This is a genomic window from Streptomyces sp. NPDC058195 (assembly GCF_042883525.1).
GTDB lineage: Bacteria > Actinomycetota > Actinomycetes > Streptomycetales > Streptomycetaceae > Streptomyces.
Window position 1 is genome coordinate 167,486 of record NZ_JBHVVM010000008.1, and the last position, 26,106, is coordinate 193,591.

General features: G+C 74.1%; 22 protein-coding genes. 5 read left to right on the forward strand and 17 right to left on the reverse strand.

Going from position 1 to position 26,106, the window contains the following annotated elements; all coding sequences use genetic code 11:
- Positions 1–110 precede the first annotated feature (110 nt).
- On the forward strand, positions 111–770 hold the full coding sequence (locus tag ACFVWY_RS13060; protein ID WP_389870653.1) for a TetR/AcrR family transcriptional regulator: 660 nt from the start codon (positions 111–113) through the stop codon (positions 768–770).
- Between the two features lie 83 nt (positions 771–853).
- Here the strand turns inward: ACFVWY_RS13060 and ACFVWY_RS13065 are convergent, their stop codons facing one another.
- Complete coding sequence (locus ACFVWY_RS13065; protein ID WP_389870656.1) at positions 854–1,627, reverse strand: IclR family transcriptional regulator; 774 nt, start codon at positions 1,625–1,627, stop codon at positions 854–856.
- A gap of 68 nt (positions 1,628–1,695) precedes the next feature.
- Here ACFVWY_RS13065 and ACFVWY_RS13070 point away from each other — a divergent pair, with 68 nt between their 5' ends.
- The 4 genes from ACFVWY_RS13070 to ACFVWY_RS13085 are packed head-to-tail and all read left to right on the forward strand — an operon-like array spanning position 1,696 to position 5,589.
- Positions 1,696–2,856 (forward strand): cupin domain-containing protein, encoded by a 1,161-nt coding sequence (locus ACFVWY_RS13070; RefSeq protein WP_389870658.1) that lies wholly within the window; start codon positions 1,696–1,698, stop codon positions 2,854–2,856.
- 2 nt (positions 2,857–2,858) lie between these two features.
- Positions 2,859–3,686 carry a fumarylacetoacetate hydrolase family protein gene (locus ACFVWY_RS13075; RefSeq protein WP_389870661.1) on the forward strand — a complete coding sequence of 276 codons (828 nt, stop codon included), beginning with the start codon at positions 2,859–2,861 and terminating at the stop codon, positions 3,684–3,686.
- On the forward strand, positions 3,683–4,315 hold the full coding sequence (locus ACFVWY_RS13080) for a maleylpyruvate isomerase family mycothiol-dependent enzyme (RefSeq protein ID WP_389870664.1): 633 nt from the start codon (positions 3,683–3,685) through the stop codon (positions 4,313–4,315). Before ACFVWY_RS13075 ends, ACFVWY_RS13080 begins: the two co-directional genes overlap by 4 nt.
- An 11-nt stretch (positions 4,316–4,326) precedes the next feature.
- A complete protein-coding gene (locus tag ACFVWY_RS13085; RefSeq protein WP_389870666.1) occupies positions 4,327–5,589 on the forward strand; it encodes an FAD-dependent monooxygenase in 1,263 nt (420 codons plus the stop codon).
- 63 nt (positions 5,590–5,652) lie between these two features.
- On the opposite strand, the gene ACFVWY_RS13090 is transcribed toward ACFVWY_RS13085, so the two are convergent.
- The 16 genes from ACFVWY_RS13090 to ACFVWY_RS13165 form a co-directional block, all read right to left on the reverse strand.
- Positions 5,653–7,200: an SDR family oxidoreductase gene (locus ACFVWY_RS13090; protein ID WP_389870668.1), complete on the reverse strand. Its 1,548-nt coding sequence runs from the start codon at positions 7,198–7,200 to the stop codon at positions 5,653–5,655.
- A gap of 184 nt (positions 7,201–7,384) precedes the next feature.
- Positions 7,385–8,008 carry a hypothetical protein gene (locus ACFVWY_RS13095; protein WP_389870670.1) on the reverse strand — a complete coding sequence of 208 codons (624 nt, stop codon included), beginning with the start codon at positions 8,006–8,008 and terminating at the stop codon, positions 7,385–7,387.
- A 64-nt stretch (positions 8,009–8,072) separates the two neighbouring features.
- Entirely contained in the window at positions 8,073–8,630 is a 558-nt protein-coding gene (locus ACFVWY_RS13100; protein ID WP_389870673.1) for an AAA family ATPase, read from the reverse strand.
- Positions 8,631–8,646: 16 nt separating this feature from the next.
- Entirely contained in the window at positions 8,647–9,861 is a 1,215-nt protein-coding gene (locus ACFVWY_RS13105; RefSeq protein ID WP_389870676.1) for a class I SAM-dependent methyltransferase, read from the reverse strand.
- Entirely contained in the window at positions 9,858–10,862 is a 1,005-nt protein-coding gene (locus ACFVWY_RS13110; RefSeq protein WP_389870679.1) for a zinc-binding alcohol dehydrogenase family protein, read from the reverse strand. Before ACFVWY_RS13110 ends, ACFVWY_RS13105 begins: the two co-directional genes overlap by 4 nt.
- 70 nt (positions 10,863–10,932) lie before the next feature.
- Entirely contained in the window at positions 10,933–12,816 is a 1,884-nt protein-coding gene (locus ACFVWY_RS13115) for a hypothetical protein (protein WP_389870681.1), read from the reverse strand.
- An 18-nt stretch (positions 12,817–12,834) separates the two neighbouring features.
- Positions 12,835–13,014 carry a hypothetical protein gene (locus ACFVWY_RS13120; RefSeq protein WP_389870684.1) on the reverse strand — a complete coding sequence of 60 codons (180 nt, stop codon included), beginning with the start codon at positions 13,012–13,014 and terminating at the stop codon, positions 12,835–12,837.
- Between the two features lie 53 nt (positions 13,015–13,067).
- Complete coding sequence (locus tag ACFVWY_RS13125; protein WP_389870687.1) at positions 13,068–14,120, reverse strand: hypothetical protein; 1,053 nt, start codon at positions 14,118–14,120, stop codon at positions 13,068–13,070.
- Positions 14,098–17,988 carry an ABC transporter ATP-binding protein gene (locus ACFVWY_RS13130; RefSeq protein ID WP_389870689.1) on the reverse strand — a complete coding sequence of 1,297 codons (3,891 nt, stop codon included), beginning with the start codon at positions 17,986–17,988 and terminating at the stop codon, positions 14,098–14,100. Before ACFVWY_RS13130 ends, ACFVWY_RS13125 begins: the two co-directional genes overlap by 23 nt.
- A gap of 22 nt (positions 17,989–18,010) precedes the next feature.
- On the reverse strand, positions 18,011–19,501 hold the full coding sequence (locus ACFVWY_RS13135; RefSeq protein ID WP_389870692.1) for a carboxylesterase family protein: 1,491 nt from the start codon (positions 19,499–19,501) through the stop codon (positions 18,011–18,013).
- Positions 19,501–20,583: a phenazine antibiotic biosynthesis protein gene (locus ACFVWY_RS13140; RefSeq protein WP_389870694.1), complete on the reverse strand. Its 1,083-nt coding sequence runs from the start codon at positions 20,581–20,583 to the stop codon at positions 19,501–19,503. The genes ACFVWY_RS13135 and ACFVWY_RS13140 overlap by 1 nt, the downstream gene beginning before the upstream one ends.
- Entirely contained in the window at positions 20,576–22,081 is a 1,506-nt protein-coding gene (locus tag ACFVWY_RS13145; RefSeq protein WP_389870696.1) for a thymidine phosphorylase, read from the reverse strand. Before ACFVWY_RS13145 ends, ACFVWY_RS13140 begins: the two co-directional genes overlap by 8 nt.
- Before the next feature lie 10 nt (positions 22,082–22,091).
- A complete protein-coding gene (locus tag ACFVWY_RS13150; protein ID WP_389870699.1) occupies positions 22,092–23,402 on the reverse strand; it encodes an aminotransferase class III-fold pyridoxal phosphate-dependent enzyme in 1,311 nt (436 codons plus the stop codon).
- The gene (locus tag ACFVWY_RS13155) at positions 23,399–24,547 is read right to left on the reverse strand and encodes a hypothetical protein (protein WP_389870702.1); all 1,149 of its coding nucleotides are present in this window, start codon (positions 24,545–24,547) and stop codon (positions 23,399–23,401) included. The genes ACFVWY_RS13150 and ACFVWY_RS13155 overlap by 4 nt, the downstream gene beginning before the upstream one ends.
- Entirely contained in the window at positions 24,532–25,233 is a 702-nt protein-coding gene (locus ACFVWY_RS13160) for a hypothetical protein (RefSeq protein ID WP_389870704.1), read from the reverse strand. Before ACFVWY_RS13160 ends, ACFVWY_RS13155 begins: the two co-directional genes overlap by 16 nt.
- Positions 25,230–26,060, reverse strand: a complete 831-nt coding sequence (locus ACFVWY_RS13165) for a TauD/TfdA family dioxygenase (RefSeq protein ID WP_389870707.1) — start codon at positions 26,058–26,060, stop codon at positions 25,230–25,232. The genes ACFVWY_RS13160 and ACFVWY_RS13165 overlap by 4 nt, the downstream gene beginning before the upstream one ends.
- Positions 26,061–26,106 lie beyond the last annotated feature (46 nt).

Sequence of the window (26,106 nt, forward strand, 5' to 3'; positions counted from 1 at the left end):
AAAATGCAGGTCAAGAGGGTGCAACGCGGATTCCGCACAGCAGAATCAGCCGCTGTTCCGCCTCGGGCCGCCTAAGATCCACTCGGCCGTGCGCGGGTATGCTTCAGGGCGTGGAACCCAGGCGCGACATGACCGGCAACCGCAGAGGGCGGCGCTCCCGGGACGAGATCCTTGAGGTCGCCTCACGCCTGATGGCCGAACGCGGATACGCGGCGACCACGTTGTCGGAGCTCAGCCGGGAGTCGGGGCTGCCCAAGAGCGCGGTCTACCACCACTTCCGGTCCAAGGGCGGGCTGCTCTGCGCGGTGATGGAGCACGGCGCCTACGCCTTCTTCCGGGACATGGCGCGCGCGCAGGAGCATCCGCCGCCGCGGCAGGACGTACGGGAACGGCTCGGCTGGTACCTCCAGCGCACCGGGGAGGTTTTTCTCGCCAACCCGGACTTCCTGCGGCTGCACTTCATCCTGGTGATGAACGCCGAGGCCGCTCACGACTCGGAGGCCGAGGAGATCGACCGGATCCTCGAACGGGTGCGGCGGGACGGCCGTGCGCACATGAACCACATGATCGCCGACTCGTTCGCCGCGTACGGGCCCGAGGCAGCGCAGGCCGTGGCCGACCAGCTGGACTACTTCGCCATCGCGGGGTTCGACGGGGCCTTCGTCGCCTGGCAGGCCGATCCCTCCCGCTCGATGGAGGAGGCGATGGAACTGCTCACCGACGCGGTCGCGGCCCTCGGCGCGTCCGTCGCGGCGCGTCTGCGTTCCTGAGGCGGGCGGTACGGCCGCCGGGGCGTTCCCGCGCGGCCGGACCGGGCCGCGCGGTGGCGGAGCCCGTCGTGGTGCGGGCCGGGTCAGCGGCGCTCGGCGAGGTCGTCCGCCAGGGCGCGCGCCGTGGCGTTCAGAGCTGTGACCAGGGACGGGAGCCGGTGCGGGTCGTAGCGCACGCTGGGCATCGACACCGACAGGCCGGCCAGGGCGGTGCCGTCCTGGTCACGCACCGGTACGCCGACGGCGATCAGGCCCCGCTCGGACCGCTCCTTGTTGACGGCGAAGCCGTTGCGCCGCAGCCGCTTCACCTCGGTGCGCAGGCGGGCGAGGTCGGGTCCGTCGGCCGGATGGTCACGGCGCTCGGGCGCGTACAGCTCGTCCAGCTCCTCGTCGGGGAGGTCGGCGAGCAGGAGCAGCCCCGCCGTGGTGCGGTGGGCCGGGAACACCATGCCCTCCCGGGAGCCGACCCGCAGGGCCTGCCGGCATTCGACGCTGGCGATGAACCGGACCGTGCCGCCGGTGCGCACCGTCAGGTTCGCGGTCTCGTCGAGCAGGCCGACGACCTGGTGCAGATGGGGCATGGCCGCCGCGCGCAGCCGTGAGACCAGGGACTGGGAGTGCGCGGCGAGCTCCAGCACCGGTCCCGCCCGGTAGAGGCGGTCCTCGTCCTGCACGGCGAAGTCCCGGTACACCAGCATCGCCAGGATCCGGTGGGCGGTGGACCGGGCGACGCCCAGCCGTTCGGCGATCTGCGAGACGGTCGAGCCGCCCTCCAGCTGCAGGATGGCGGCCGCGCGCAGCGCGTGGTCCACGCTGGCGACCGGGTAGGGCGGCGGTGTCTTCAGCGGTTTGTCCATGACGGTCCTCTGATTCTGCTCTCCAGAATCTCCATGTTCACCCGGCAGACCCGCCGCACGCTGAGTCCGTGACTGAGATCTCCTTTTCCCACGACGCCGTCACGGGTACCCCGGTCCGCCTCCGGGCTGTTGCCGCGGAGGGGCAGCCCGAGGTCACCCCGGCACTCGAAGAGCTCTACCGGGGGTTCGAGCAGGAACTGCTCGTCCCTCTGTGGACCGAGATCGGCGACCTGATGCCGTCCCACCCGCGCTCGCACGCCGTGCCGCACCTGTGGCGCTGGGAACGGCTGCGAAGGCTGGCGGAACAGGCCGGGGACCTGGTCCCCGTCGGCCGCGGCGGCGAGCGCCGGGCCATCGCGCTGGCCAATCCCGCACTCGGCGGGCGGCCCTTCGCCACCCCGACCCTGTGGGCGGCCATCCAGTACCTCATGCCCGGTGAGGACGCCCCCGAGCACCGGCACACCCAGCACGCCTTCCGCTTCGTCGTCGAGGGCTCGGGCGTGTGGACGGTCGTCGGCGGCGACCCGGTGCCCATGAACCGGGGCGACTTCCTCCCGCAGGCCGGCTGGAACTGGCACGCCCACCACAACGCCGCCGCCGAGCCGATGGCCTGGATCGACGGCCTGGACATTCCCTTCCAGTACGTCACCGAGGCGCAGTTCTTCGAGTTCGGCCGCGACTCGATCAGCGACGCCGAGCGGATCACCCCGGAGCGGTCGCGCTCCGAGCGGCTGTGGGGCCACCCCGGCCTGCGCCCGCTCTCGGCCGCCCCGTCCGCCCCGGGCAGTCCGCTGCTGTCGTACAAGTGGGAACACACCAACGCCGCTCTCCGCGACCAGCTGCTGCTGGAGAAGGAGGGCTTCGGCGGCACCGTGGAGCCCGGCCACGCAGCGGTGCGCTACACCAGCCCGTACGACGGCTCCGACGTCCTGCCCACGCTCCGCGCCGAGTTCCACCGCGTCGCCCGGGGCGCCGAGACGGCGCCGGTGCGCGAGACGGGCTCGTCGGTGTACCAGGTCTTCGACGGCTCCGGTGTGGTGACCGTCGGCGACACGTCCTGGACGGTGGCCCGCGGCGACCTGTTCGCCGTCCCGTCCTGGCAGCCGTTCACCGCCAGGTCCGAGGCCGGTACGACCGACTCCGACGAGGGATCCCTCGACCTCTTCCGCTTCTCCGACGCGCCCGTCTTCGAGGCGCTCCGGCTCCACCGCACCCGTAAGGACGTCTGACCATGAAGCTCGCCACCATCCGCACCACCGACGGCACCCGGGCGGTGCGTCTCGACGGGGATCGCCTGGTCGACCTCGGGTACGCCGACCTGGGCGAACTGTTCGCCGAGGCCGACTGGCAGGACAGGGCCGCCGCCGCGTCCGGCGCCTCCCGCCCCGTCGAGGGCGCCGACTTCGCGCCGGTCGTCCCCAACCCCTCCAAGATCATCTGCGTGGGGCACAACTACACCAACCACATCAAGGAGATGGGCCGGGAACTGCCCGACTACCCGACCCTCTTCCCGAAGTTCGCCGACACCCTGCTCGGCGCCGGAGACGACATCGTCAAGCCGGCCGAGACCGACGCGCTCGACTGGGAGGTCGAGCTGGCCGTCGTGATCGGCCGGGCGGTACGCCGCGCCGACGAACAGCGGGCCGCCGACGCCATCGCCGGTTTCACCGTCATGAACGACATCTCGGCGCGCGACTGGCAGTTCCGCACCATCGAATGGACCCAGGGCAAGATCTGGGAGGCCTCCACCCCGGTCGGTCCCTACGTCGTCACGCCCGACGAAGTCGGCGGCGTCCGGCCCTCGCTGGAGGTGCGGACGGTCGTGGACGGGCAGGTCATGCAGCACGACGACACCGGCACGCTGCTGTTCGACCCGGTGTTCCTGGTGCAGTACATCTCCACCGTGACCACCCTGCGCCCCGGCGACATCATCGCCACCGGCACCCCCGCCGGTGTGGGCAACGCCCGCGACCCCAAGGTCTTCCTGCGCCCCGGGAACACCGTGGTCACCGAGATCTCCGGCCTGGGCACCTGCACCAACAGGGTGGTCGAGGCATGACCGGCACCGTACGGACCGTCGCCGACGCCCGTGCCTGGGCCCGCACGGGCACGGAGCTGATGCTCGACGCCGTCGCGGACCTCGACGGGACCGGCTTCTCGGCCAGCACCGCGCTCCCCGGATGGACCCGGGCCCACGTCGCCGCGCATGTCGCGGCGAACGCCGACGCCCTGGGCAACCTCGTGCACTGGGCGGTCACCGGTGAGGAGACCCCCATGTACGCCTCCGCCGAGGAGCGCGCCGAGGGCATCGCCAGAGGCCCGGCCCTCTCGGCCGACGAGCTGCGGTCCTGGCTCACCGCCTCCGCGCACCGGCTCGCCGAGGGGTTCGACGGGCTCACCGACGAGCAGTGGCGGCACGAGGTCGTCACCGCCCAGGGCCGCACGGTCCCCGCCGCCGAACTGCCGTGGATGCGGGCCCGCGAGGTGTGCGTCCACGCCGTGGACCTGGCCACCGGCGCCACCTTCGCCGACCTGCCGGAAGGCTTCCTGGCCGCACTGGTCGACGAGATCCGCGACAAGCGCGCACTGACCGGCCTGCCCGGCCGCCCCCTGCCGGAGCTCGCGGCCTGGCTCTCCGGCCGCCCGCACCCGATCGCCGAGGCCCCCGCGCTCGGCCCGTGGCTCTGAGGAGTCGACTCATGTCCCACCCTGATGTGATCGTCGTCGGCGGCGGCCTCGGCGGCCTCGGCGCCGCGTTCGCCCTGACCCGCCAGGGCCTGAGCGTCCGCCTGCTGGAGCGCGCCCCGGCCTTCGGCGAGGTCGGCGCGGGCATCCAGCTCGCCCCCAACTGCACCCGCATCCTCGACGACTACGGCCTTCTCGAAGAGGCCCGGCGCCTCGGTGTCGTCCCGGACGCGATGGTCATGCGCGACGCCGTCGACGGCGACGAGCTGACCCGGCTCGACCTGCGGGACCTGGAGAAGCGCTACGGCTACCCGTACCTGGTCATCCACCGCAGCGACCTGCACGGCCTGCTGCTGCGCGCCTGCGAACGGGCCGGTGTCGAGCTGATCACCGGCGCGGAGGCGGTCGCGTACGAGAACACCGACGGCGGTGCCCGTGTGACCCTCGCCTCGGGCGAGACCCACGAGGCCGGTGTCGTGATCGCGGCCGACGGGCTGAACTCCGTCGCCCGCACGCTGCTCGTCGACGACGAGCCCGTCTCCTCCGCGTACGTCGCCTACCGCGGCACCGTGCCCGCCGAGCTGCCGCGGGCGCGGTCGGCCGATCTCAGCGAGGTCGTGGTCCACGTGGGGCCCGCCTGCCACTTCGTCCACTACGCCCTGCGCGGGGGCGAGCTCGTCAACCAGGTCGCCGTCTTCGAGTCGCCCAAGGCGCTGGCCGGACAGCAGGACTGGGGCACGCCCGACGAACTCGACGCCGCCTTCGCCGGGACCTGCGACTTCGTCCAGGACGGCCTGCCGTTCATGTGGCGGGACAAGTGGTGGCGCATGTTCGACCGCAACCCGGTCATGAACTGGGTCCACGGCCGGATCGCACTGCTGGGTGACTCCGCGCACCCGCCGCTCCAGTACATCGCGCAGGGCGCGATCATGGCGATCGAGGACGGCTGGGTGCTCGCCGAACACGTCGCCCGCAACCGCTCCGCCGACGGCACGGTCGACTGGACCGCCGTCTTCACCGCCTACGAGGCCGTCCGCCCGGAGCACTGCCGCCGCGTCCTCACCACCTCCCGCGCCTGGGGCGAGCTGTGGCACCTCGACGGCCCGGAGCGCGAGCGGCGCAACGCCCTGCTGCGCGCCCGCGACACCTACGACTACGCGTTCGTCGACTGGCTGTACGGCCCGACCGCCCTGACACCGGACCAGGAACCGCCCATGTTCACACCGGTCCCCCTGCCCCCGCTGTACGCCGGGGCCCCGGAGACCGGCGCGGCCTGATCGCCGCCCGCCCCGCCGTCCGGACCGCGCCGCACCCCCGTCGGCGCGGTCCGGAGACAGGGCCTACGGCCCGTCGGGGGAGTCCGGGGCGGCCCGGCGGGTACCGCTCTTCCCGGGGCGGCGGGCGGTCTGTTCGGCCGTGCGGGCGATGTTGCGGGCCATTCCGCCGAAGACGACGGCGTGGAAGGGGGAGACGCTCCACCAGTAGGCGTGGCCCAGCAGTCCGTGCGGGTGGAACAGGGCGCGCTGACGGTAGCGGGTGCGGCCGGTGTCGTCCGTGTCGGCGCGCAGCTCCAGCCAGGCCAGTCCGGGCAGGCGCATTTCGGCGCGCAGCCGCAGCAGCCGGCCGGGCTCGATGTCCTCCACCCGCCAGAAGTCGACCGAGTCGCCCACGCGCAGCCGGTGCGCGTCGCGGCGTCCGCGGCGCAGTCCCACACCCCCCATGAGCCGGTCGGCGAAGCCGCGGACGGACCAGGCCAGGGGGAAGGAGTACCAGCCGTTCTCCCCGCCGATGCCCTCGATGACCCGCCACAGGGTCTCGGGAGGGGCGTCGACCGGGCGGTCCCGCCGGTCGGTGTAGAGGCTGCCGCCCGCCCAGGAGGGGTCGGTGGGCAGGGGGTCGCTGGGGGCGCCGGGCACCGAGGCGGAGGACCAGCGGGTGGCGACCTCGGCGTCGCGCACGCGCTTGAGGGCCAGCCGTACCGCCTCGTCGAAACCGATGGGGTGGCCGGGCGGGTCGGGGGCGTAGCGGGTGATGTCGTTCTCCCGGCACACCACCTCGTAGCGCAGCGACTCCGTCAGCGGCCGGGCGATGGACGAGGGGACCGGGGTGACCAGGCCGACCCAGTGGCTGGACAGACCGGGCGTGAGCACCGGCACCGGCAGGATCACGCGCCGGGGAAGCCCGGCGACCGCCGCGTAGCGCAGCATCATGTCCCGGTACGTCAGTACGTCGGGCCCGCCGATGTCGAAGGCGCGGTTCACCTCCGCGGGCATCCGCGCACTGCTCACCAGCAGGCGCAGCACGTCGCGGACCGCTGTCGGCTGGATGCGGGTGCGCACCCAGCTCGGCGTGACCATCACCGGCAGCCGCTCGGTCAGGTAGCGCAGCATCTCGAAGGAGGCCGAACCCGAGCCGATGATCACTGCGGCGCGCAGCACCGTGGTGGGCACCCCGCTCTCCAGCAGGATGTGCCCGACCTCGGCCCGGGAGCGCAGGTGCGGCGACAGTTCGCGCTCGGGCACCCCGGACGGGGTCAGCCCGCCCAGGTACACGATGCGGCGCACACCGGCTTCGGCGGCCTGCGCGCCGAAGACACGGGCGCTCTCGCGGTCGGTCTCCTCGAAGCCGCGTCCGGTGCCGAGCGCGTGCACCAGGTAGTAGGCCACGGTGGTCTCCCGCATCGCGGCCCCGACCGAGACGGGGTCGGTGACATCGCCCCGGACCACCTCCACCTCCCCGGCCCAGGGGTAGTCACGCAGCTTCCCGGGGGAGCGGGCCATACAGCGCACCCGGTACCCGGCGGCCAGCAGTTCGGGCACGAGCCGCCCGCCGATGTACCCGCTGGCCCCGGTCACCAGGCACAGGGGCCGGTCCGCCGTCCTCTCCATGACTCCGACTCCTCCCTCCGGCTGTCCGGCCGTCGCACCGGACGGCCGCGCGTGCCGCGCCGGTGACTTCCCGCCTTCGACCGATACTGCGCACTCGCGTGCGGGTGCGCGCGCCGGGCGGGGCGGGCGGGTCGCGCGGTGCGCGCGGTGTCGCGGTGCGGCTTCGCCCGGCGGTGCTCCGGGCTCAGGGCTCTTCGGCGGGGCCGAGTTCCCCGGTGGCGGAGGGGCCGAGGGAAGGGGCGGGGGAGCGGGGCTGGTGGGTGAGGGTGTGGGCCAGATGCTGGGCCAGACGGGGGACGGTGGCCGGAGGGAGGTAGGCCTCGGCACCGGCGTCGAGGAGGCGGCGGACGGGGCCCTGGTAGTCGACCCCCAGCTCGGGATCCTCGATCTCGGTGACGACGACCCGGGCGTCGGGGAACGCCGAGCGCAGGGATCCGATCAGCTGGGGGCTGATCGGGGGGACCAGGAGGACATCGGCCGACCGGGGAGCGGCGTGTATGTCGAGGACGATGTAGTCCGGGCCGAGCTGGTCGGAGAGCGCGTTGCGGGCCGACTCGGAGAGCTCCATGGCCGTGACGACGACCGTGACCGACGGGCCGTCGGGCGGTGGTTCGGTCCCGGGGGCGTCCGACGGGGGGATGACGGTGCCGACGAGGACGTTCCTGGTGAGGGCGGAGATCCGCGCGAAGGGTGCGCCGTCCCGGGTGATCACCAGGTCCTCGCCGGGGCCGAGGGCGTCGACGAGCGCCACGACGTCCTCGGGCAACTGCCCCGCGTCGATCTCGCGCGCGGGGTCTTCGCTGGTCATCGGGCGGCGGTAAGGGGGGCTGCGGCGGACTGAACGGGGAGCGTCCTCACAGCGCCCGATCCTGTCATATCCAGCACGTGATCTCCGGGTGCATCATCCGTTCGGCCAGTTGCCGGGGGCTCGCGTCGTCGGTCGGCAGGACGACCGTGCCCGTATCCGTGGCCAGGCGCTCCTCGCAGGCCATCGCGCTGTCGATCCGGGCGAGCCGCCAGGCCCGCACCCCGGCGTCGCGCACCGGGTCGTCCGGGTGGACGACCTGGGCGGTGATGCGTCGCGCGAGGAGCTCCCGGCCGACCGACAGCCAGACGTGCAGGAGGTCGTCGGTGTCCTCGCGGACGATGTCGAAGATCTCCCGCCGGTAGGCGTCGTTCAGCACGGTCATCGGGACGACGAGAAGGTGGTCGGGGTAGTGCCGGACGAACGCCGCGCACGACCGGGCCACGACGTCGCGCCAGCACGCCAGGTCCTGGAAGTCCCCCGATTCCGGCATCGGCACCCAGGCGCGGAGGTGGAAGCCGGCCTCTTCCGGATCGAAGACGATGACGCGGTCGGCGAGCCGTGTCAGCTGCTCGGTGACGCTCGATTTACCGGCGCCGAACGGGCCGTTGATCCATACCAGCATGCTTCTCTCCTGCCTGTTACGGGAGGTGCTTCGGGCAGCAGCGGTCGATGGGCTCGTATACGTGCAGGACCACACCGGCGCGTCCCGGCCACCGGCTGTCCAGGTCTCCCAGCGCGGCGGTGTGCGCCAGCTCCACGCAGACGGACCGCGCCGTCCGCTCGTCGATGCCGGAGAAGGACGGGTAACTGGCGTTCACCAGGCCCTGCAGCCAGCCGCTCAGCGTCCGGGTCTCCTCCCAGCGCGCCAGCTCGATCCTGCGGTGCACGAAGCCGCGGCGCAGCAGCCACCCGTGCAGCCGCTGCCGCTGCCCCTTGGTCCAGTACGGGAAGACCCCGCCGGACACGTCCGCCAGCCGGGCGGTGACCGCCTCCTGGAGGCGGCCGATCCCGGCGGCGGGCGAGGTCTCCAGCTCGACGCGGTAGAACCTGCCGCCCAGCGCCAGGACCCGGGCGACCTCGGCGGCCGCCAGCAACGGCTCCGTGCAGAAGTCGATGCTCTCGTGCTCGACGACCGCGTCGAACGACCCCGTCGCGAACGGCATCGCCATCATGTCGCCGTGCCGCACGTCCAGACCGTCCCTGCGCCCCGCGTCGATCATCGCGCGCGACGCCTCGATCCCGGTGTAGGAGCCCGCGAACGGCGCCACGTTACGGCCCAGCCTGCCCGTGCCCGTACCCAGTTCCAGCACGCGCAGCGAGCCCAGGAAGTCCGTGGCGAAGCCGCGCAGCACGGCGTTGAACCGCTCGGTCACCGGCCGTGCCGGGGCGTACCGCCGTGCCAGCTCCGGCCCGTAGAGCGCGCCGTCCGTGAGCGGCGCCCCGGCGAGGCCGTCCGCAGCGAGGTCCACCCGGGTCAGGGGGCGCTGGTTGGCGTTGAACCAGGCGACGCACTCCAGCGCCGCCCGCACCGTCATCCGTTCGGTGCGGGCGTACCCCGCCAGCTCCGGGGGCAGCCCGCCGAACGCGAGGGCGCAGCCGTCGCGCGCGCCCCGCAGCCGTACGTACGCGCACGCCGCGATCAGCGTCGCCGTCTCCTTCGCGGTGACCGGGGCGTCCGGCCGGGCGCCGGAGGCGTACCGGGCCGCCACCTCGGCGACCGGGGGCAGGATCTGCCGGGCGAGTGCCGTCAGCGTCGCGGCCCGCCACGGCGGGACGTAGTGGAACCGGCGGTCGCACGGCGGGACGGCGGCGCCGTCGCCCGCCTCGCGCACGATCTCGATCGCGGCGCTCACCGGGCGGCCCCGCCGTCGGCCGGACCGGTGTGATCCGGCCAGGTGAGGACGAGATTGCCGCGTACATCGCCGTCCGCGAGCCGTTTGAGCGCCGCGCGCGCCTCCTGGACCGGCAGCACGTCGTCCACCAGGGGCCGGATGCCGGTGGCGCGCATCAGCGTGAGCATCCGCCCGTACTCCTCCCGCGTCCCGCTGAACGAGCCGACGACGTTGATCTGGTGGAAGTAGATCCGGTGCAGCCGGGCGGGCGGCACATCGCCCGTCGTCGCGCCCGCGACCACCACCGTGCCGCCGTGCCGGACGCTGCGCAGGGTGTGCGTCCACGTCTCCCTGCCCACGCTGTCGATCACCGCGTCGACCGGCTCGGGCAGCGTGGCCCCCGGCCCGTAGGCTGCGCTCGCGCCCAGGCGACGGGCCAGGGCCCGTTTCGCGGCGGACCGGCCGGTCACCCACGTACGCACCCCGCTCGCCGAGGCCAGGCTGATCAGCGCGGTGGACAGGCCGCCCGCGGCGCCCTGGACGAGCACGGTGTCCCCGGGGCGCAGCGCCGCCTTCGTGAACAGCATCCGGTAGGCGGGAAGCCAGGTGCACACCAGGCACGCCGCCTCCTCCCAGGACAGATGGTCAGGGACGGGCAGCAGGCTCTCCGCAGGAGCGGCGAAGTACTCGGCGAGGGTGCCAGGCCGGGCACCGACCAGCTGTGCCGCGGGCATCGCCAGGGTCTCGTCGCTCACTCCCGGCGGGGAGTCGAGGAGCGGGTACAGCACCACGCGCGTGCCGTCCGGCCGTCGCCCCGCCGCCTCGCAGCCGAGGATGCGGGGGTACTGGTCCGGGTTGATCCCCACGCCGCGCAGGGTCCAGAGGTCCTTGTGGTTCAGGGAGGCGGCCCGGACCTCCACCCGGACCCAGCCCGGAGGCACCTCGGGGTCGGGGCGGTGTCCGACGACGACGGCGGACAGCGGGTCGTCGGGGTCGGGGGCGGTTGCGAACACGGCCTTCATGCGTCCTCAGTCCTCAGTCCTCGTCTTTGGGCTGGCCGGCGGCGGTACCACGCACATGACGTCCTTCGCGTCAGGGGGACGGGGTGCTGGAGCGGGGCGGGGCGCCGAGCAGTTCGGCGGTCGGCACGGTCGCGCGCGCGAACCACATCGAGAATCCGGACACCACCAGCGCCCGCACCCGGAGCGAGGGCCCCGCGCCGCCCGTGTCGCACCGCACGCGCACCTCCCCGCCCGCCGCGACGGTGTGCACGCTCCTGGTGTGCAGGCCCCGGCTGCCGTCGTCGACGTCGATGACCACCCGGGCGGACGGACCCGGCCGTTCCCCGGCGAGCCCCCACGCGCCGAAGAACCGCACGCCGACCGCTTCCGGCCCCGCCAGGGTGATCAGGGGGAACCGCTCCCCGTCCGACGACCGTGCCAGATGCCCGCAGACGTCGCACCGTGCCCAGAAGCACTCCCGGCCGTCCGCCGCGCTCCGGGCCACGGCGACCCGGACCGGAAGTCCGCACAGCCGGCAGGCGCACAGCGTCCCCGATCCCGCGGGCTCGAAGAGCAGCCCGGTCTTCATGGCGCGCTCGACGGACCGGGCACCGATCGCGGGCACCGAGGCCAGCACGTTCGCCAGCGCGCTCGACGGGGCGCTCGCCGGAACGCCGGCCGGGACGTTCGCCAGGAGGGAGATCAGCTCCCGCTCGAACCGCTCGGCAAGTGCCTCCATCCTGGCGGCGCACTGGGTGAACTCGGCCCGGACCGCCTCGCGGTACAGCGCCCGCTCCCTCGCCGCCGACAGCACCGCGGCGGCCCGCATCGCCCAGCCGGAGGCCCGGTCGATCCCGCGCGCGCAGGAGTCCAGCGTCCCGCGCGCGGACGGGCCCGCCGCCATGCGCAGGGCGAGGAGCACACCGCGCGCGTCCTGGACCGTCCGCGTCAGGGCCAGCAGCCGTGCCCGGTCCTCGGACAGGCGCGCCGAATCCGCCTCGATCCCGGCGAGTTCGCCCACCAGGGACACCACGGCCGCCCTCCGCTCCGTGGCGCCGGGGCCGTGGCGCAGCAGCACCGGGTCGCCCAGGCACAGCGTCCCGGCCGACCGGTCGTCCCCGTCCGGCGCGGCCCCGCCGAGCTGGGCCAGCTCGTGGGTCAGGATCGCCCGGCGCGATGTCGGCATCCGGTAGAGCGACCCGCACAGCGTCCCCGCGTAGGAACTCGCGAAGGCGTCGACGAAGTTGGTGGCGGGCAGGCTGCGCCGCCAGTCCGGGATCAGGGCCCCGCACGATCCCAGGTGGATCCAGGAGCAGCGGATGTCGTCGAGCCGGCACAGCCGCAGCCCGTTCGCCGCGCAGGCGCAGTCCTGTCCGGGGAAGGCGGTCGCGCTGTGCGCGCAGACGAACCTGTCGCCGACCTTCACATGGGACTCGTTGCCGTGGCCGTAGACGGAGACGCTGTGCACGTTCCCGGCGCCGGGAACGGCGAACTCCGCAGCGTCGCCCACGACGCACGCGGCGTCGGCGGCGTCGACGAAGACGTGTCTGCCGTCCCGTTCCTGCCTGGCCAGGGCCATGCGCCGGAGCAGGAAGCTCAGCTCCCCGGAGGAGCGCGCCGGCAGCGCGCCCACCCGGAGGCCGGTCTGGCGCCCGAGGTCCACGATGTCCCCGGCGAGCCGGAGGTCGAACGCCTGCCGGGCGACGACCACCAGGACGTACCCCGCCGACGCCGGGACCGACCGCTGGGCGGAGCCCCGCCGCCAGTCGTCGAGCGAGGTGTGCGCGGCCACGCGACAGCCGAGGGGCGCCAGATCGGCCTGGTACGGGAGGGGGGCGCGGTCCACGACGATCACCGCGCCCTGGGGCCACGTCCGTCGGGTGGCGTCGCGCCCGGGAGGCCGGGACGCGTACCAGTCCAGCACGTGCCGCCACCGCGTGCGGGCCAGGTCGGTGGATCGGTGCGAAGGTTCCACGATGCTCCTCACCGCTCTCTAGAACCCGGGGTACGGGGCCAGTTCGTCCAGCGAGAGCACGGCCCCGACCTGCTCGTCGGGCACGTCGTCGAACCAGTCGGCGTCGTCCTTCGCGGGCGCGCCCGCGGGGGTGGCCGCGTCCGCCGTCACCGGGGCGTGGTCGTGCTCGTCGTCGCGTGTCCGCTCAGCGTCCTGCACAGCGTTTCTCCTTGTCCTCGTCCTCATGTGAAGGGATCGGCCAGCGGCCCGCGCTACCCCACGCGGGCACGGATCTGCTCCGCCAGGTACGCCCCGTACCGGCGGTGCGCGTCCGACGTCAGGTGGATGCCGTCGGCGAGGAAGTCGGACGCGTCGAGGTCCGACCACTGGCGCACGGCGTGGACCCGGTCCTCGCCCCACTCGACGACCGACTCCACGGTGGCGTCGTGCACCGTCGCCCATTCCGCGGCGGTCAGCCCGCCCGGCCCCTTGCGGTCGCGGAACCGGGGACTCGCCGGTGCCAGGAACACGACCACCTCGCAGCCGGGCACGGCGTCGATGACACGCTTCACGAACCCGAGCATGTTCGTGAGGTACGTGTACGGGTTCAGCGACCCGGTGAGGTAGACCATGCCGCCCACCGCCATGGTCAGATAGCGCGGACGCAGCTCGGCGACCAGATCCGCGAACACCGGCTCCAGGTGCGTGCCCTTGCCCCGGGCCAGCGACACCAGATCGAGGTCGTCGCGCCACCGGCTCGACTGGACGTAGGTGGTCAGGGGCGAGTCGGCGCCCATGCCCTGCGAGAGCGAACCGCCGTAGTGCACCCACCGTTTCGGGTTCGGCGCCGGCAGGGACGCCGTCGCGCCCTCGTCGATGCGCAGGCTGACCAGGCGGAACTGGGCGTAGAGCGGAAGCCAGAGCTCGACCTGCCGTGCGCCGCCCCCCGCGCCGCTGCCGTCGCCCGGCCCGCCGAGGTCCAGCCGCAGCGTCCTTGTGCCGCGGGACGGCGACAGGGCGTGCCGGCCGAGACGGCGGCCGTCCACCACCACGTCGACGGACTCCAGCTGCTCGATGTCCTCGGCGAGTTCGACGATGTTGTCCGGGCAGCGCGCGCACAGATAGTCCAGTTCGATGTGCTCGGCGTCCGTCCGCAGCACGATGGCCACCCCGGACGGCATTCCCGCCCGCCCGATGCCGCCTTCGGGGAAGTACAGCCGGGCCCGGTCGAAGGGCACCCGCCACGGGGCCACCCAGTTCTCGCCCCGCTGCAACGACACCGCGCCGTTGAACCGGAACCCCTCACCGCAGGTCAGTGACTTCATGCCCTCGCTCCTCGTCCTCGGTCGTAGGTTGATCCGTCGTGGCCGTCGGCTGCCCGGGGGCCGGGGCCGTCCACCGGTCGGAGGCCGCCCAGAGGGCCGCGTACAGTCCGCCCGACCGCAGCAGCGACTCGTGCCCGCCGACCTCCCGCACACGGCCCCGCTCGACCACGGCGATGACGTCCGCCTGGGCGGCGGTGGCGAGGCGGTGGGCGACCAGGACGGTCTTGCGCCCGCTCCGGTCGCCGCGCAGCGCGCGGACGACGCTGCGTTCGGCTTCCAGGTCCAGCGCGCCGGTGGCCTCGTCCAGCAGCAGGAGTTCGGGGCGGGAGACCAGCGCCCGGAGCACGGCGACCACCTGCCGCTGCCCGGCGGACAGGGCGGCGCCCCGGGGGCCGACGTCGTAGTCCAGCCCGCCGGGCAGGGAGTCGATCAGCGGCGCCGCGCCGAGTGCCCGTACGGCGGCCGTGATCTCCGCGGCGGACACACCGGGCCGTCCGAAGGCGATGTTCTCGCCGACGGAACCGCTGAACAGATGGGCCTCCTGCGGCACGAGGGCGGTCCGGCGCCGGTAGTCGCGCAGCGGGATGCCGTTGACGTCCACCCCGCCGAGGAGGATCGTCCCGCGCTGCGGGCGGTAGAACCGGGCCAGCAGCTTGATGATGGTCGACTTGCCCGCGCCGGTCGGGCCGACGACGGCGAGCGACCTCCCCGGGGGGATGTCCAGCACGATGTCCAGGAGCGAGTACGGGGCGTCCTCCCGGTACGTGAAGCCGACCCGGTCGAAGCGGATGCCCTCGCCGCTGGGCGGAGCGCTCGCGGGCGCCGGATGCTCCGGACGCCCCTCCGGACGCCCCTCCGATGACGCTTCCGCCGCTGCTTCCGCCGGTTCTTCCGTCGGCTCGGACAGGAGGCCGTTGACGCGCCGGATCCCCACCCGGGCCTGCTGGGCGCCGTCGTAGACCGTCGCGATCTGCTGGATCGGGTAGTACAGCATGGAGAGGTACAGGACGAGAGCGGCGGCGGTGCCACCGTCACGAACGCCCGCCCAGGGCAGCCCGTCCGCCGCGGACGGCAGCAGCACACAGACCAGCGCCAGGTCGACCGCCAGCGCCACCAGGGGGAAGAACCACGCCACCGCCGTCTGCCCGCGCAGCCGTTCGTCGCGGTACGCCGCCGACCTCTGCGCGAACTCCGCGACGATCCGCCCGGTGCAGCGGAAGATCTGCGCCGTACGGATGCCGTGCGCCTTCTCGTGCAGGTCGGTGTTGACCGCCGCGAGCAGTTCGCGCGCCCGGGGGTACGAACGGGAGACGGCGCGCTGGAACACCACCGCCCCGGCCAGCACCACACCCCCCGCGCACACCAGGACGGGCCAGTAGCCCGGCGCGATCCAGACGACGACCAGGCCGACCCCGCACACCAGCGGCAGGTTGACGGCCAGGGACAGCAGGCCCGTCTGCACGAACGCGGACAGCGAGTCGATGTCGGAGGTCATCCGGGTCAGCAGCCCGCCCGACCGCACCCGGTCCACGTACGGCAGCGGAAGCCGCTGGATGTGCCGGAAGCACCGCAGGCGTACGGCGAACAGCACCCGGTCGCAGACCCGTGTGGTCGTACGGATGGTGCCCCAGCCCGCGACCCAGCTCACCGCGGTGACCGCGAGCCCCAGCGCGAACAGCGCCCCGACCGCCGCCGCGTCACCGTCCGCCGAACTCCCGAGTGCGGACCGGGCCACCGACGGCAGCGTGACGGCCGCGGCGACCTCGGCGCCGATGCAGACGACCGCCGCGAGGGCGGGCCCCCGGACCGGCCGCAGCGTCTCCGCGAAGCCCAGCGGGCTGTCCCGCCGCCCGCTTTCGAGGTCCGCTTCCGCGGGCTTGTCCGCCGTCGCGGGCAGCCGGGCGGCGTACGCCCCGGACGCATCCCCTCGCTCCCCGGCGCGCGCCCGGCCCGGGGAGGCGTACGGCGGCGGTGTCCCGGGCGCGCCCCTCTCGCTGCCCGTCACCTCGTCGGCGCCCAGCGTCGGTGTCCCGGCGGCCTCGCCCATCAGGGCCCTGAGCCGCACGGAATGTTCCATCAGCTCCGCGGCGCCGCCGTGCTCGGCCACGCGGCCTTCCTCGACGACCACGATCCGGTCGGCCAGCGCCAGCACCGCCCGCCGCCGCCCGGTCACGACGAGGGTGCACCCCGCCCCGAGCCGCCGCCGCAGCGCGGTGAGCACCCGTGCCTCGGTCAGGGTGTCCAGGGCGGACGTCGCGTCGTCGAGCAGCAGCAGGCCCGGTGCGCCGTACAGCGCCCTGGCGAGGGCGATCCGCTGCCGCTCGCCCCCCGAGAGCCGGGCCCCGTCCTCGCCGACGTGGGTCAGGTCGCCGTCCGGCATCCGGTCCAGCATCGTGTCCACGGCGGCGTCCGCGACCGCCGAGGCGTACCGGCCGCCGTGGAACTCCCGGCCCAGCAGGATGTTGTCCCGGACGGTGCCGGAGAACAGGAACGGATCCTCCGTCACCAGCACCGTGTCAGCACCGGTGCCGCCAGCGGCGGCGCCGGAGGCGGCGCCGGAGGCCGGTGTCCGGACCCGGCCCGTGCGGCCGACGAACTCGACCCGCCCCGAACCGGGCCGGTACTGACCCTGGAGCAGCAGCCCGAGGACCGACTTCCCGGAACCGGCCCGGCCCGCGACACCGAGGCATTCCCCGGGCGCGACCGTGAGGCTCAGGCCCCGCAGGACCTGTCGCGCCTGCGGCCCGAGCGTGAGCCCGACGTCGGACAGCACCACCCCGGGACCGAGCCCGTCCCCGTCCCCGGTGCCGGTCCCGTCCCCGGTGCCGGTCCCGTCCCCGGTGCCGGTCCCGGCGTCGGACAAGAGCGCTCCGGGGGCATCCCCGTCCCCGGCCGTCCCGGGGCTGCCGCTGTCGATGAGCGCGTGGATACGGTCGGCGGACGACCGGGCGAGTGCGACCGCCGCGACCGCCCCGGCCAGCAGCCGCACCAGCCCGGTCATGGTGAGCAGATACGTCGCGAACACCACGAAGGTCCCGACGCCGATGTCGCCGCGCAGGGCCATCGTCCCGCCGACGCCGATGACCAGGACGAGCGTGCACTGCGGCAGGGTGATCAGGACCGGGGTGAACACGGAGTTCAGCCGGGCGACGCGCTGGCGGCGGCCGAACAGCGTGGTGGCCAGGGCCCGGAAGCGGCTCTCGATCAGCTCCTCCCGCTGGAAGACCTTGGTGACGGGGAGCCCGGCGACGGCCTCCCCGGTGAACGAGGTCAGGTCGGCGGCGGCCTGCTGGGAGAGCCAGGTGGCCGCGTGGAGCCGCCGCCGGAAACGGACCACCAGCGCACCGGCGAGCGGGAGGGCGACGAGCGTCGTCAGCGCCAGCACCGGCGAGAGCACGAACATGATCACGACCTGGACCGTGACGTGGCACACCGCCGCGACCGCCTGCGGGGCCAGGGCCAGCAGCGCCTGGATCACCTGGAGATCGGTGACCGACCGCGAGACCACCTCGCCGCGCCGCAACGCGTCCTGCTGCTCACCGGAGTAGCGGCACAGCGACGCCAGCAGCTCCACCCGCAGCCCGTGCTGCACCCGCGTCGCGAGGTGGCTCGCGGTGGCGCGCTGGCCGAACTGGACGACGAACCTGAGCACGGCGGCGACCGCGAGCAGGACGAGCGTGCCGAGGGCGACGGTCCGGCCGGCGGACAGCCCGTCGACCACGGACCCGATGACCAGCGGTGTGGCGAGATCGATCCCGGCACCGGCCAGCGCGAGTCCCACGGCGCAGACCGCCGCCCGCCGCTCGGCGGCGCATGACTGGAACAGCCGCGTCGTCCAGGACAGCGCCGCCCCCGGTTTCGTACGCACTCCCCGTCGCCCCCCGTCCCCGTTACCGGCCGGCTGCCGGGTGGTCGTCGTCCGGCGGCCACACGGCGCTCTCCACCCGTGGCTCTGGCCCGATGCGGACGAGCAGTTCCGCCGTGCGGTCGTACACGGGCCAGGGGACCTGTCCGGTCGCCGGGCCCCTGCCGCGGGCGAACTCCACGAGCGCCCCCTGGACATGACGGGCCACCGTGACATCCGCCTCCGAGGCGCTGCCGGGACAGGAGAGGTCGAGCAGCAGCGAGGCCAGGTCCATGCCGTGCACCGCGCGAGGGGCGTCGGCGAAGCTGTGGTTCGACGGCACGTGGTCGTACACCTGGTACCAGCACCGGCCGCCGCCCGACGCGGACTTCGTCCGCAACAGCTCGCGCGCGGGACGCAGGAACAGCTCCGCGTTGATGAACGCCGCGTGGTCCGTCCCGTACCGCGCGGCCGGTACACCGGTTCGCGCGCCCCGTGCCACCACGCGCGCCCCGTCCGGCATCAGGCGGTCCCACAGACCGGCCTCGTCCGCGGTGTGGGAGACGAGGAGGTCGGTCTTGCCGGACGCACCCGCCGCGATCGCCTCGATCGGTGGCCGCTCCAGGTGCGTACCGTCCACGACGTCCCGGTAGTGCACGATCTCGTGCCGTTCGAGCAGGCGTTCGTGCGCCAGCCTCAGGTGCACGTTCGGGATGGTGAGGAGCCGTCCGGGCGCGTCGGTGAGACCGGCGCACTCCAGGAACTCCCGGGCGAAGGCGGTCGCCGCGTCCCGCGGCACCACGTTCTCGCAGCCGCCGCTGTAGAGGGCGGCCCGCTCGAAGAGTCCTTCGGCGGCGGGGCACCCCAGGACGGAGCCGATGTTGCGCGCTCCCGCGGACTCGCCGAACAGGGTGACGTTGGCGGCGTCACCGCCGAAGGCCGCGATGTTCTCCTTCACCCAGGCCAGGGCGAGGACCTGGTCGCGCAGCCGGAGATTGGCGGTGTCCCGCCCCACGGGGCCGCCCGGACCGCCCAGCTCGTCCAGGAAGAGATGGCCCCAGCACCCGAGGCGGAAGTTCATCGTCACCACGACGACGCCGTGGTTGCGGCTCAGGACCTCCGGACGCCTGCCGGGCATGTTCCCCGAACCCGCGACCTGCATCCCCGGGTGGAACCAGACGAGCACGGGGAGGCCCGCCCGCCCGGGGTCAGGGGTGTACACATCGAGGTTCAGACAGTCCTCGTGCTCCGGGTCGGCGGTGTGCGCGAAGCCGAAGTCCCGCGGGCCCCCCGACGCCCGGTCGTGGACCGGCGGGAGCTGCCAGGACATCCGGCCGTGCCGCAGCGCCGGACGCACCCGCTCCCAGGGCTCCGGCCGCACCGGACCGGCGAACCGGCCGCCGTCCGGCCGGACCGTGCCGTACGGAATGCCCCGCCACAGGGCGAAGCCGGAGGGCCGGTACTGCACCCCGCCGACCCGGCCCGCGGTGGTTTCCCGTACGACGGGCACCCGCTGCTCCTCCCGTGCGCCGCCCATCAGTAGATCCCCTCGACGACCCGGCTGCCCTCGAACTCCGCCATCGGCGCGACGTCCGCGACCGAGTCGCCCCGCCACTCCTCGCCCCGGGCCACCCGCACCGCCAGGTCCCGCTCCAGGTTGTTCGGCAGGAACATGTCCCGGGTGACCGTGTGCATCAGCACCTGGCCCCGCGTCCCGTACGGCACCGGCCCGCGCGTGCCCGGATCGACGACGCGGACGAACAGCTCCGGGCCGACCGGATCGAACACCGGATGGTCGTCGTACGCCGTCGTACGCCTCAGCAGCGCCCGGGTTCCCGTGATCGAACTCGCGTACGTGGCCGCGAAGACGGCGTCCGGGAACACCAGCCGCGCGTACTCGTAGACCTCCTGGCGGGTCATCCGGGCCCCGCCCCAGGTGATGACCCGCACCGTGGCCCGCACCCGCTCCGCCAGCTCCTCGGACCGGGCCAGCGCCCGCAGCAGCGGCGGGGTCACCAGCAGGTGCCCGACGTGCTGGGTGCGCAGCACGTCCCGGGCCTGGGCCAGTACGTGCTCCACGTACCGGCGCCGCACCTCCGCCCCGATCCCCGACTTCACCCACCGCGGGTCGATGTCCACCTGGAGATAGGGCACGCGCAGCCGCCGCGCCCACCGCCGCTGCCAGTTGCCCGCGAGGTGGGGGCCGGTCGGGAACAGCGACAGCATGGTGTGCCCCGCGGCCTCCGGTACGTACGCGCAGTACAGGTCGACCAGTTGCTCGATCCGGCTCTGCGACAGGACGGCGCGCTTGGGCCTGCCGGTCGTGCCGCCGGACTCCACCACGTAGGGCGGGGGTTCCTCGGCCAGGCCCCGGGGGACCAGGTCCTCGACGCGGGCCTCGCGCAGCTCGTTCACCCGGGACGGGAACCGGCGCAGATCGTCGAAGGTGATGATGTCGGTGACCGGGTCGAAGGGCAGCGCGGCGCGGTGGCCGACCCAGAACCGCGAGCCGGTGTCCTCTCCGAAGTGCCAGTGCAGCATCCGGGACAGGTACTCCCGCAGGTCCCGCTCGCAGGCGGGCGCGGGCGCGGCGACCGGGCTGGACAGGGGGTCAGACATGGAACGCCCCCGTCCCGTCGGCGCGGACGCCCGCGGAGACGTCAGCGGCGACGCCCGCACAGACGTCAGCGGCGACACCCGCGGAGACATCAGCAACAACGCCCGAGGAGGCGTCGGCGGCGTCTTTCGAGGCGACTTCCCCGGCGGCCCCCGCACGGGCGTCGGCCTGCGGCACCGGTTCCGGTTCGCGCGGTACCCGGCAGTCCTCCCGGGGTCCGATCCGGACCGCCCCGGCCACCAGCACCACCGCCGCACCACCGTCGAACCCCTCGCGGTGGAACACCTCGGCGAGGACGTCCCCTTCGGCCACGCGCCCGCCCAGGGGGCGGGCGAGCCGGATTCCGGCGTGCGGGTCGATGACGTCACCCGCGAACACCTTGCCCGCGCCCAGTTTCAGCGCGGCCCGGCCGATGTCGAGCGCCGACACGTCGGTGACCCACCCGGCCCGCCGGGCGCGTACGAGGGTCCGCACCGCCGGGCGGCAGTACCCGTCACCACGGAGGATCGGCGTGGTGTCGCCGCCCTGCGCCGTCAGCATCCGGACGAACACCGACAGCGCCGCCCCGGACGCGACCGCCGACCGCAGCCGCTCCCGGATCCTCGCCTCCGGCTCGTCCGGCTCGGCCACCCGCACCATCTGCACGGCCAGGGCCTCGCACTCCGCCGCCAGCCTCCCGTCCCCCCGCCCGCGCAGGAAGTCGATCGCCTCGTCGACCTCCGCCGCGTTGCCGACGGTCCGGCCCAGCGGGACGGACCCGTCGCTGAGCACCGCCCGGCAGCGCATCCCGAACGCGCCGCCGAGCCGCACCAGAAGCCCCGCCAGCCGGTGCGCCGCCCCGCGATCGGGCACCAGCGAACCGGCCCCGTACCGGACGTCGAACACCACCGCGTCGGCGCCCACCGCCACCTTCTTGCTGACGATGCTCGCGGCGATCAGCGGTGCCGAGCGCACACAGCCGCTCACCGACCGCAGCCCGTACGTCGCCGTGTCACCGGGCACCAGCTCGCCCGAGAACGACCCGATGACGGCGTCGTCGGCGGCGATCCGCGCGGCCAGCTCCGCCCCGGTGAAGGCGAGCCGGAGCCCCGGCACGCTCTCCAGCTTGTCGATCGTGCCCCCGGCGATCCCGAGCCCGCGCCCGCTCAGTTTGCACACCCGGACCCCGAGCGCGGCCACCAGCGGCACGACCACCAGCGTCGTCTTGTCGCCGATGCCCCCCGTGCTGTGCTTGTCCACGACCGGCCGACCCCCGCCGCCGCCGACCGCCGCCCTTTGCCGGTCCGGACCGAGATAGGCCCTGGTCAGAGCCACCGTCTCGGGGAACCGCAAGCCGCGCGCCGCGATCGTCGCCAGCCAGGCGGACAGCTGGTAGTCGGCGAGCCGGCCCGCCCGGTGGAGGGCGAGCACCGCCGACGCCCGTTCCGTGGTGAGCACCTCGCCGTGGCGAAGCCGCTCGATGTGCTCCAGGGCGTCATCGACGCCGGTCATGTCCGTCATCGTCGGCTCCTCACCGCGCTGCGACCACTTTGCGGACCCCGGTGACCAGATGGTCGACGAGCCGGTCCTCCTCCGCGCCGCTCAGACAGGCGGGCGGGGCGAGCAGGACCGTGCTGCCCTGCTGCCGGGTGTAGGCCCCGAGGTCGTAGACCACCCGCTGTACGCTCCCGGCGCAGTCGGGGCCGTCGAGCTCGATGCTCAGCGCCAGGCCGTGCCCCCGTACGTCGACCACGCCGTCGGTGCCGCGCAGCTCCCGCTCCAGCGCGCCGAGCAGCCGCGCACCGGTCACCCGGGCCGCGTCCACGGCCCCGGTCCGGCACATGTGCTCCAGCGTCGCGCTCGCCGCCGCGCAGGCCGCCGCCGAGGCGGACATCGTGTGGCCGTACGGCACGATGCTCCCGGCGGGAAGCCGGTCCAGGACCCGGCGGTCGGCCGCGACCGCGGACAGGGCGCACACCCCGTTGGTCAGCCCCTTGCTGAACGCCGTGAGATCGGGGCGCACCCCCGGGTGCTCGTGCGCGAACCACGCCCCGGTCCTGCCCACCCCGGTGAACACCTCGTCCAGCACCAGCAGCGCCCCGTACTCGTCGCAGATGCGGCGGACGTCACCGAGCAGCCCCTCGGGCAGCCGGATGCCGCCGCCGACGTTCAGGAACGGCTCGATCAGCACCGTGCCCGCCGCCGAACCGGCCAGCAGCGACCGCAGCCGCGCCGCGACGTACGCCCGCGCCGCCTCCGACCGCTGCCCGGCGCCGATGAACCCGCCGAACGTCAGATGGTGCACACGGACCGCGCCCCGGCCCGGGGCGTCACCGGTCTGCGGCAGCCCGGACAATGCCTGGCACAGTGCGGTCGAGCCGTGGTAACCCCGCTCGAAGGCGACGATGTCCGTGCGCCGTCCGTCGGTGGCCGCCCAGTACCGCGAGGCGAGCCCGACGGCCAGTTCGATCGCCTCCGAACCGCTGTTGGCGAAGAAGAACCGCTCGCCGCCGTGCCCCCGGATGTCCCGGAGCCCGTCCGCGAGCCGGTGCGCGGGCCCGGCGAGCCCCTGGGCCATGTCGACATGGGCCAGGGTCCTCAGCTGCGCCAGATAGGCGTCCACCACCGGCTCGACACCGTGCCCGCAGAACACGTTGAGCGCCCCGGACGTCGCGTCGATCACCCGGTGCCCGGACCGGTCGACCAGCCAGGCGCCCTGCCCGGCGACGAACACCGGCCCGGAGTGGTCGCGGGGGGCCCGCCAGGGGCGCCCCAGGGCCGACGCCGCCTTCTCCCGGCCGCCCGGCTCGTCCCGTTCTTCCCTCTCGTCCCCGGAACTCATCGTTCCCCCTTCCCCTTCTCGATCCACGCGCACAGGTCGCGCGCGGTACGGCGGTAGGCGTACGCGTCGAGCGGCGCGCGATCGCCGCGCTGCCGGTGGATCGCGGCCAGCGCGTCGGCCCCCTCCTCGGGGTCGTCCGCACCGTGGGCCAGCCCGTCCCTGGTCAGTTCGTCGAACGTCGGGCCGTGCCGGTCGAGCACGGTGGGCAGACCGAACAGCCGGGAGTCCCTGGCCCGCAGCCGCACACAGGTGTCGTTCTCGACGCCGCGCCGCCCGGTGCAGATCAGCGCGGACGCCCCGGCCAGCACCCGGAAGTACTCCGCCCGGCCCAGCGGGGCCCGGCGTACGGTCACGAAGCCGCCGCACCCGTGCTTCTCGACGGCGCCGAGGAGACCGGACAGGACCGCCGCGTTGTCCGCGTTCTCACGCCCGTACAGGAACACCAGCTCCACCGGCACCCCGCGGCCACGGGCGATCCGTACGGCCTCCAGGGCGAACAGCGGGTCCAGGTACGTCCACAGCCCGCCCGACCAGATCACCCGGAACGCCCGCTCCCGGTCCACCTCGGACAGCCGGCGCCGGGCCGCCGCCGCGGCGGACTCCGAGAACCCGACGGGGATCGTGGAGACCAGCCCGTCCAGCGCGCCGGACGCCCGCATCGCCTCCACCGACACCCGCCCGGTGACACAGAGGTTCGCCACCAGCGTCGCCCGCTCCACGGCCGACCGGCAGGTGAAGAACGCCCCGCTCGCCAGCTGGCGGCGGTACGCCTCCACCGTGTTCCGGTACACGCTCTCGCGGTCCGCGCGCCGTGCCAGCGAGGGGTACAGCGCGTGTTCGAGCGGCGGGGCGTTCTCCACGATCATCGGCCTGCCGCTGTCGGCCACGGCGGAAAGCCGTTCCGGGGACGGTGAGTCGAAGGAATAGACCATGTCGCTGCGGCGCAGCTCACCGGCCCAGGCGGACTCCCGGGTCACCAGCCGGACGCCCGCGCCCAGCGGCTCGGGCAGCGAACCCGGGGAGAACACCGTGACGTCGGCGACCCGGGCGATCTCCGAGGCCAGCTCCCGCGCACGCAGCCCGATCCCGCCCAGCGACGTCCAGTCGACCCGGTGGCCGGTGCAGTCCATCAGTACGTCGGGCATCGACGGCCCCACACATCGGACGGCCGCGTCACATTGACGTAGGCGTCGACCTCGACGTAGGCGGCGCCGGTCAGGACGCGCGCCGGATCCGCCGCCACCTCGGGCAGCAGCGCCCGGTGGCCGGGGGAGACCATCGGGACCACCCACAGCCCGTCGAACCGGCCGAGGTCCCGCTCCGGCTTCTCCTCGCACACCGTGATGACACCGGCCTTCCGGTCGAGCGCCACCGCACCGTCGGCGCGCAGCGCCTCGGGGTCCGTGGTCGGGTGGACCAGTGCCGACCGGCCGTGCTGCCGCGCCATGTCCATCGCCTCCGCGAAGTCGTCCGGCTTTCTGGTGGTGAAGATCTGGTCGGGGAGCACCAGGGCGGTCACCCCGTCGCAGTAGGGCAGCCCGGCGCGGACGGCGCCGCCCAGCCCCGGCCCGTGCCGCCGCCGGTTCTGCACGGTGAAGACCACCTCCGCGCCGCGCCCGCCCAGCTCCCGGGCGACCACGTCCATGGACCGGGCCCGGTCCGGGCCGACCACGCAGACGATCCGCACCTGTGCCAGGTCGAGCGCGGTCAGCGGTTCGAGACAGCAGTGCAGCACCGTGCGGTGCGGTGCCACGACGTGCAGTTCCTTCGGGTACGGCGCCCCGAAACGCGTCCCCTGCCCGGCCATCGGGATGATGACGGCGGCTCTCATGAGGCACACCCCGGGGCGTCGGTGTGCAGGCTCCGCAGGAGCAGGCGCGGGCAGCGCGGGTCGTCGGTGAAGTACTCCCGGCCGTGCGCCAGCACGTCGTTGCGGAAGATCAGGCACTGGCCGGACTGGAGGAGCAGATCGATCCGGACGTCCGGATCGTCCCGCCGGGCCCGGAAGTAGCGGAGCGCGCGGGCCAGGCACCGCTGCTCCGCGGCGTCCTTCGGATACCAGCGCTCGACCTGCCCCTCGCCGTACCGGGTGGCGTAGTGGCCGTCCCCGAGCGCGGCGAACACGGGCCCGACGGCCTCGCGGACCACGCCCGGGATCGTCGACCGCCTGCCGAGGATCGTGCCCCGCAGCAGTACCCCGGCCGCCTCGGGATCACGCTGCCGCAGCTCCTCGAAGACCCGTCCCGCGTTGAGCAGGAACGTCCGGCCGCCGCCGCGCGCCGGGCGTACGCAGTACAGCAGGGTCGTGCGGATCGTCCCGATGTCCTCCAGGAGCCCGTCGGTGTGCCAGCCCTGCGCCGCGCCGGTGTGGAACGCCGGATGGTCCGAACCGGCCTTCCGTGTCACCTCCGTGACGGGCGGCGCGCCCCGGTCGCGGTACAGGAGCGGGGCGTACGGCTCCCCGAGACCGAAGTCGGCGCGCACCGCCGCCATCTCCCGGTGGGCGTCCTTGGCGGACACGGCCCCCGAGGGGCTCCGGGTCACCGCGAAGCCATAGCCCTCCAGCAGGTCGTACGTCCGGTCGGGCCTCAGCAGATCGGTCACGTAACCGCGGCCGGACGCGGCCAGTTCCGTGTAGTCGGACGTCATCAGTCGCATGCCGCGCGCCCCCGCACGTCCGGGACGGTCCGCCCGGCCACGGTCC

Excerpts from the sequence above, each read along its gene's own strand:
- ACFVWY_RS13065 (WP_389870656.1), bottom strand. The coding sequence starts at position 1,627 with ATGGACAAACCGCTGAAGACACCGCCGCCCTACCCGGTCGCCAGCGTG.
- ACFVWY_RS13075 (WP_389870661.1), top strand. The coding sequence starts at position 2,859 with ATGAAGCTCGCCACCATCCGCACCACCGACGGCACCCGGGCGGTGCGT.
- ACFVWY_RS13080 (WP_389870664.1), top strand. The coding sequence starts at position 3,683 with ATGACCGGCACCGTACGGACCGTCGCCGACGCCCGTGCCTGGGCCCGC.
- ACFVWY_RS13085 (WP_389870666.1), top strand. The coding sequence starts at position 4,327 with ATGTCCCACCCTGATGTGATCGTCGTCGGCGGCGGCCTCGGCGGCCTC.
- ACFVWY_RS13090 (WP_389870668.1), bottom strand. The coding sequence starts at position 7,200 with ATGGAGAGGACGGCGGACCGGCCCCTGTGCCTGGTGACCGGGGCCAGC.
- ACFVWY_RS13095 (WP_389870670.1), bottom strand. The coding sequence starts at position 8,008 with ATGACCAGCGAAGACCCCGCGCGCGAGATCGACGCGGGGCAGTTGCCC.
- ACFVWY_RS13100 (WP_389870673.1), bottom strand. The coding sequence starts at position 8,630 with ATGCTGGTATGGATCAACGGCCCGTTCGGCGCCGGTAAATCGAGCGTC.
- ACFVWY_RS13110 (WP_389870679.1), bottom strand. The coding sequence starts at position 10,862 with ATGAAGGCCGTGTTCGCAACCGCCCCCGACCCCGACGACCCGCTGTCC.
- ACFVWY_RS13125 (WP_389870687.1), bottom strand. The coding sequence starts at position 14,120 with ATGAAGTCACTGACCTGCGGTGAGGGGTTCCGGTTCAACGGCGCGGTG.
- ACFVWY_RS13135 (WP_389870692.1), bottom strand. The coding sequence starts at position 19,501 with ATGGGCGGCGCACGGGAGGAGCAGCGGGTGCCCGTCGTACGGGAAACC.
- ACFVWY_RS13140 (WP_389870694.1), bottom strand. The coding sequence starts at position 20,583 with ATGTCTGACCCCCTGTCCAGCCCGGTCGCCGCGCCCGCGCCCGCCTGC.
- ACFVWY_RS13145 (WP_389870696.1), bottom strand. The coding sequence starts at position 22,081 with ATGACGGACATGACCGGCGTCGATGACGCCCTGGAGCACATCGAGCGG.
- ACFVWY_RS13150 (WP_389870699.1), bottom strand. The coding sequence starts at position 23,402 with ATGAGTTCCGGGGACGAGAGGGAAGAACGGGACGAGCCGGGCGGCCGG.
- ACFVWY_RS13155 (WP_389870702.1), bottom strand. The coding sequence starts at position 24,547 with ATGCCCGACGTACTGATGGACTGCACCGGCCACCGGGTCGACTGGACG.
- ACFVWY_RS13160 (WP_389870704.1), bottom strand. The coding sequence starts at position 25,233 with ATGAGAGCCGCCGTCATCATCCCGATGGCCGGGCAGGGGACGCGTTTC.
- ACFVWY_RS13165 (WP_389870707.1), bottom strand. The coding sequence starts at position 26,060 with ATGCGACTGATGACGTCCGACTACACGGAACTGGCCGCGTCCGGCCGC.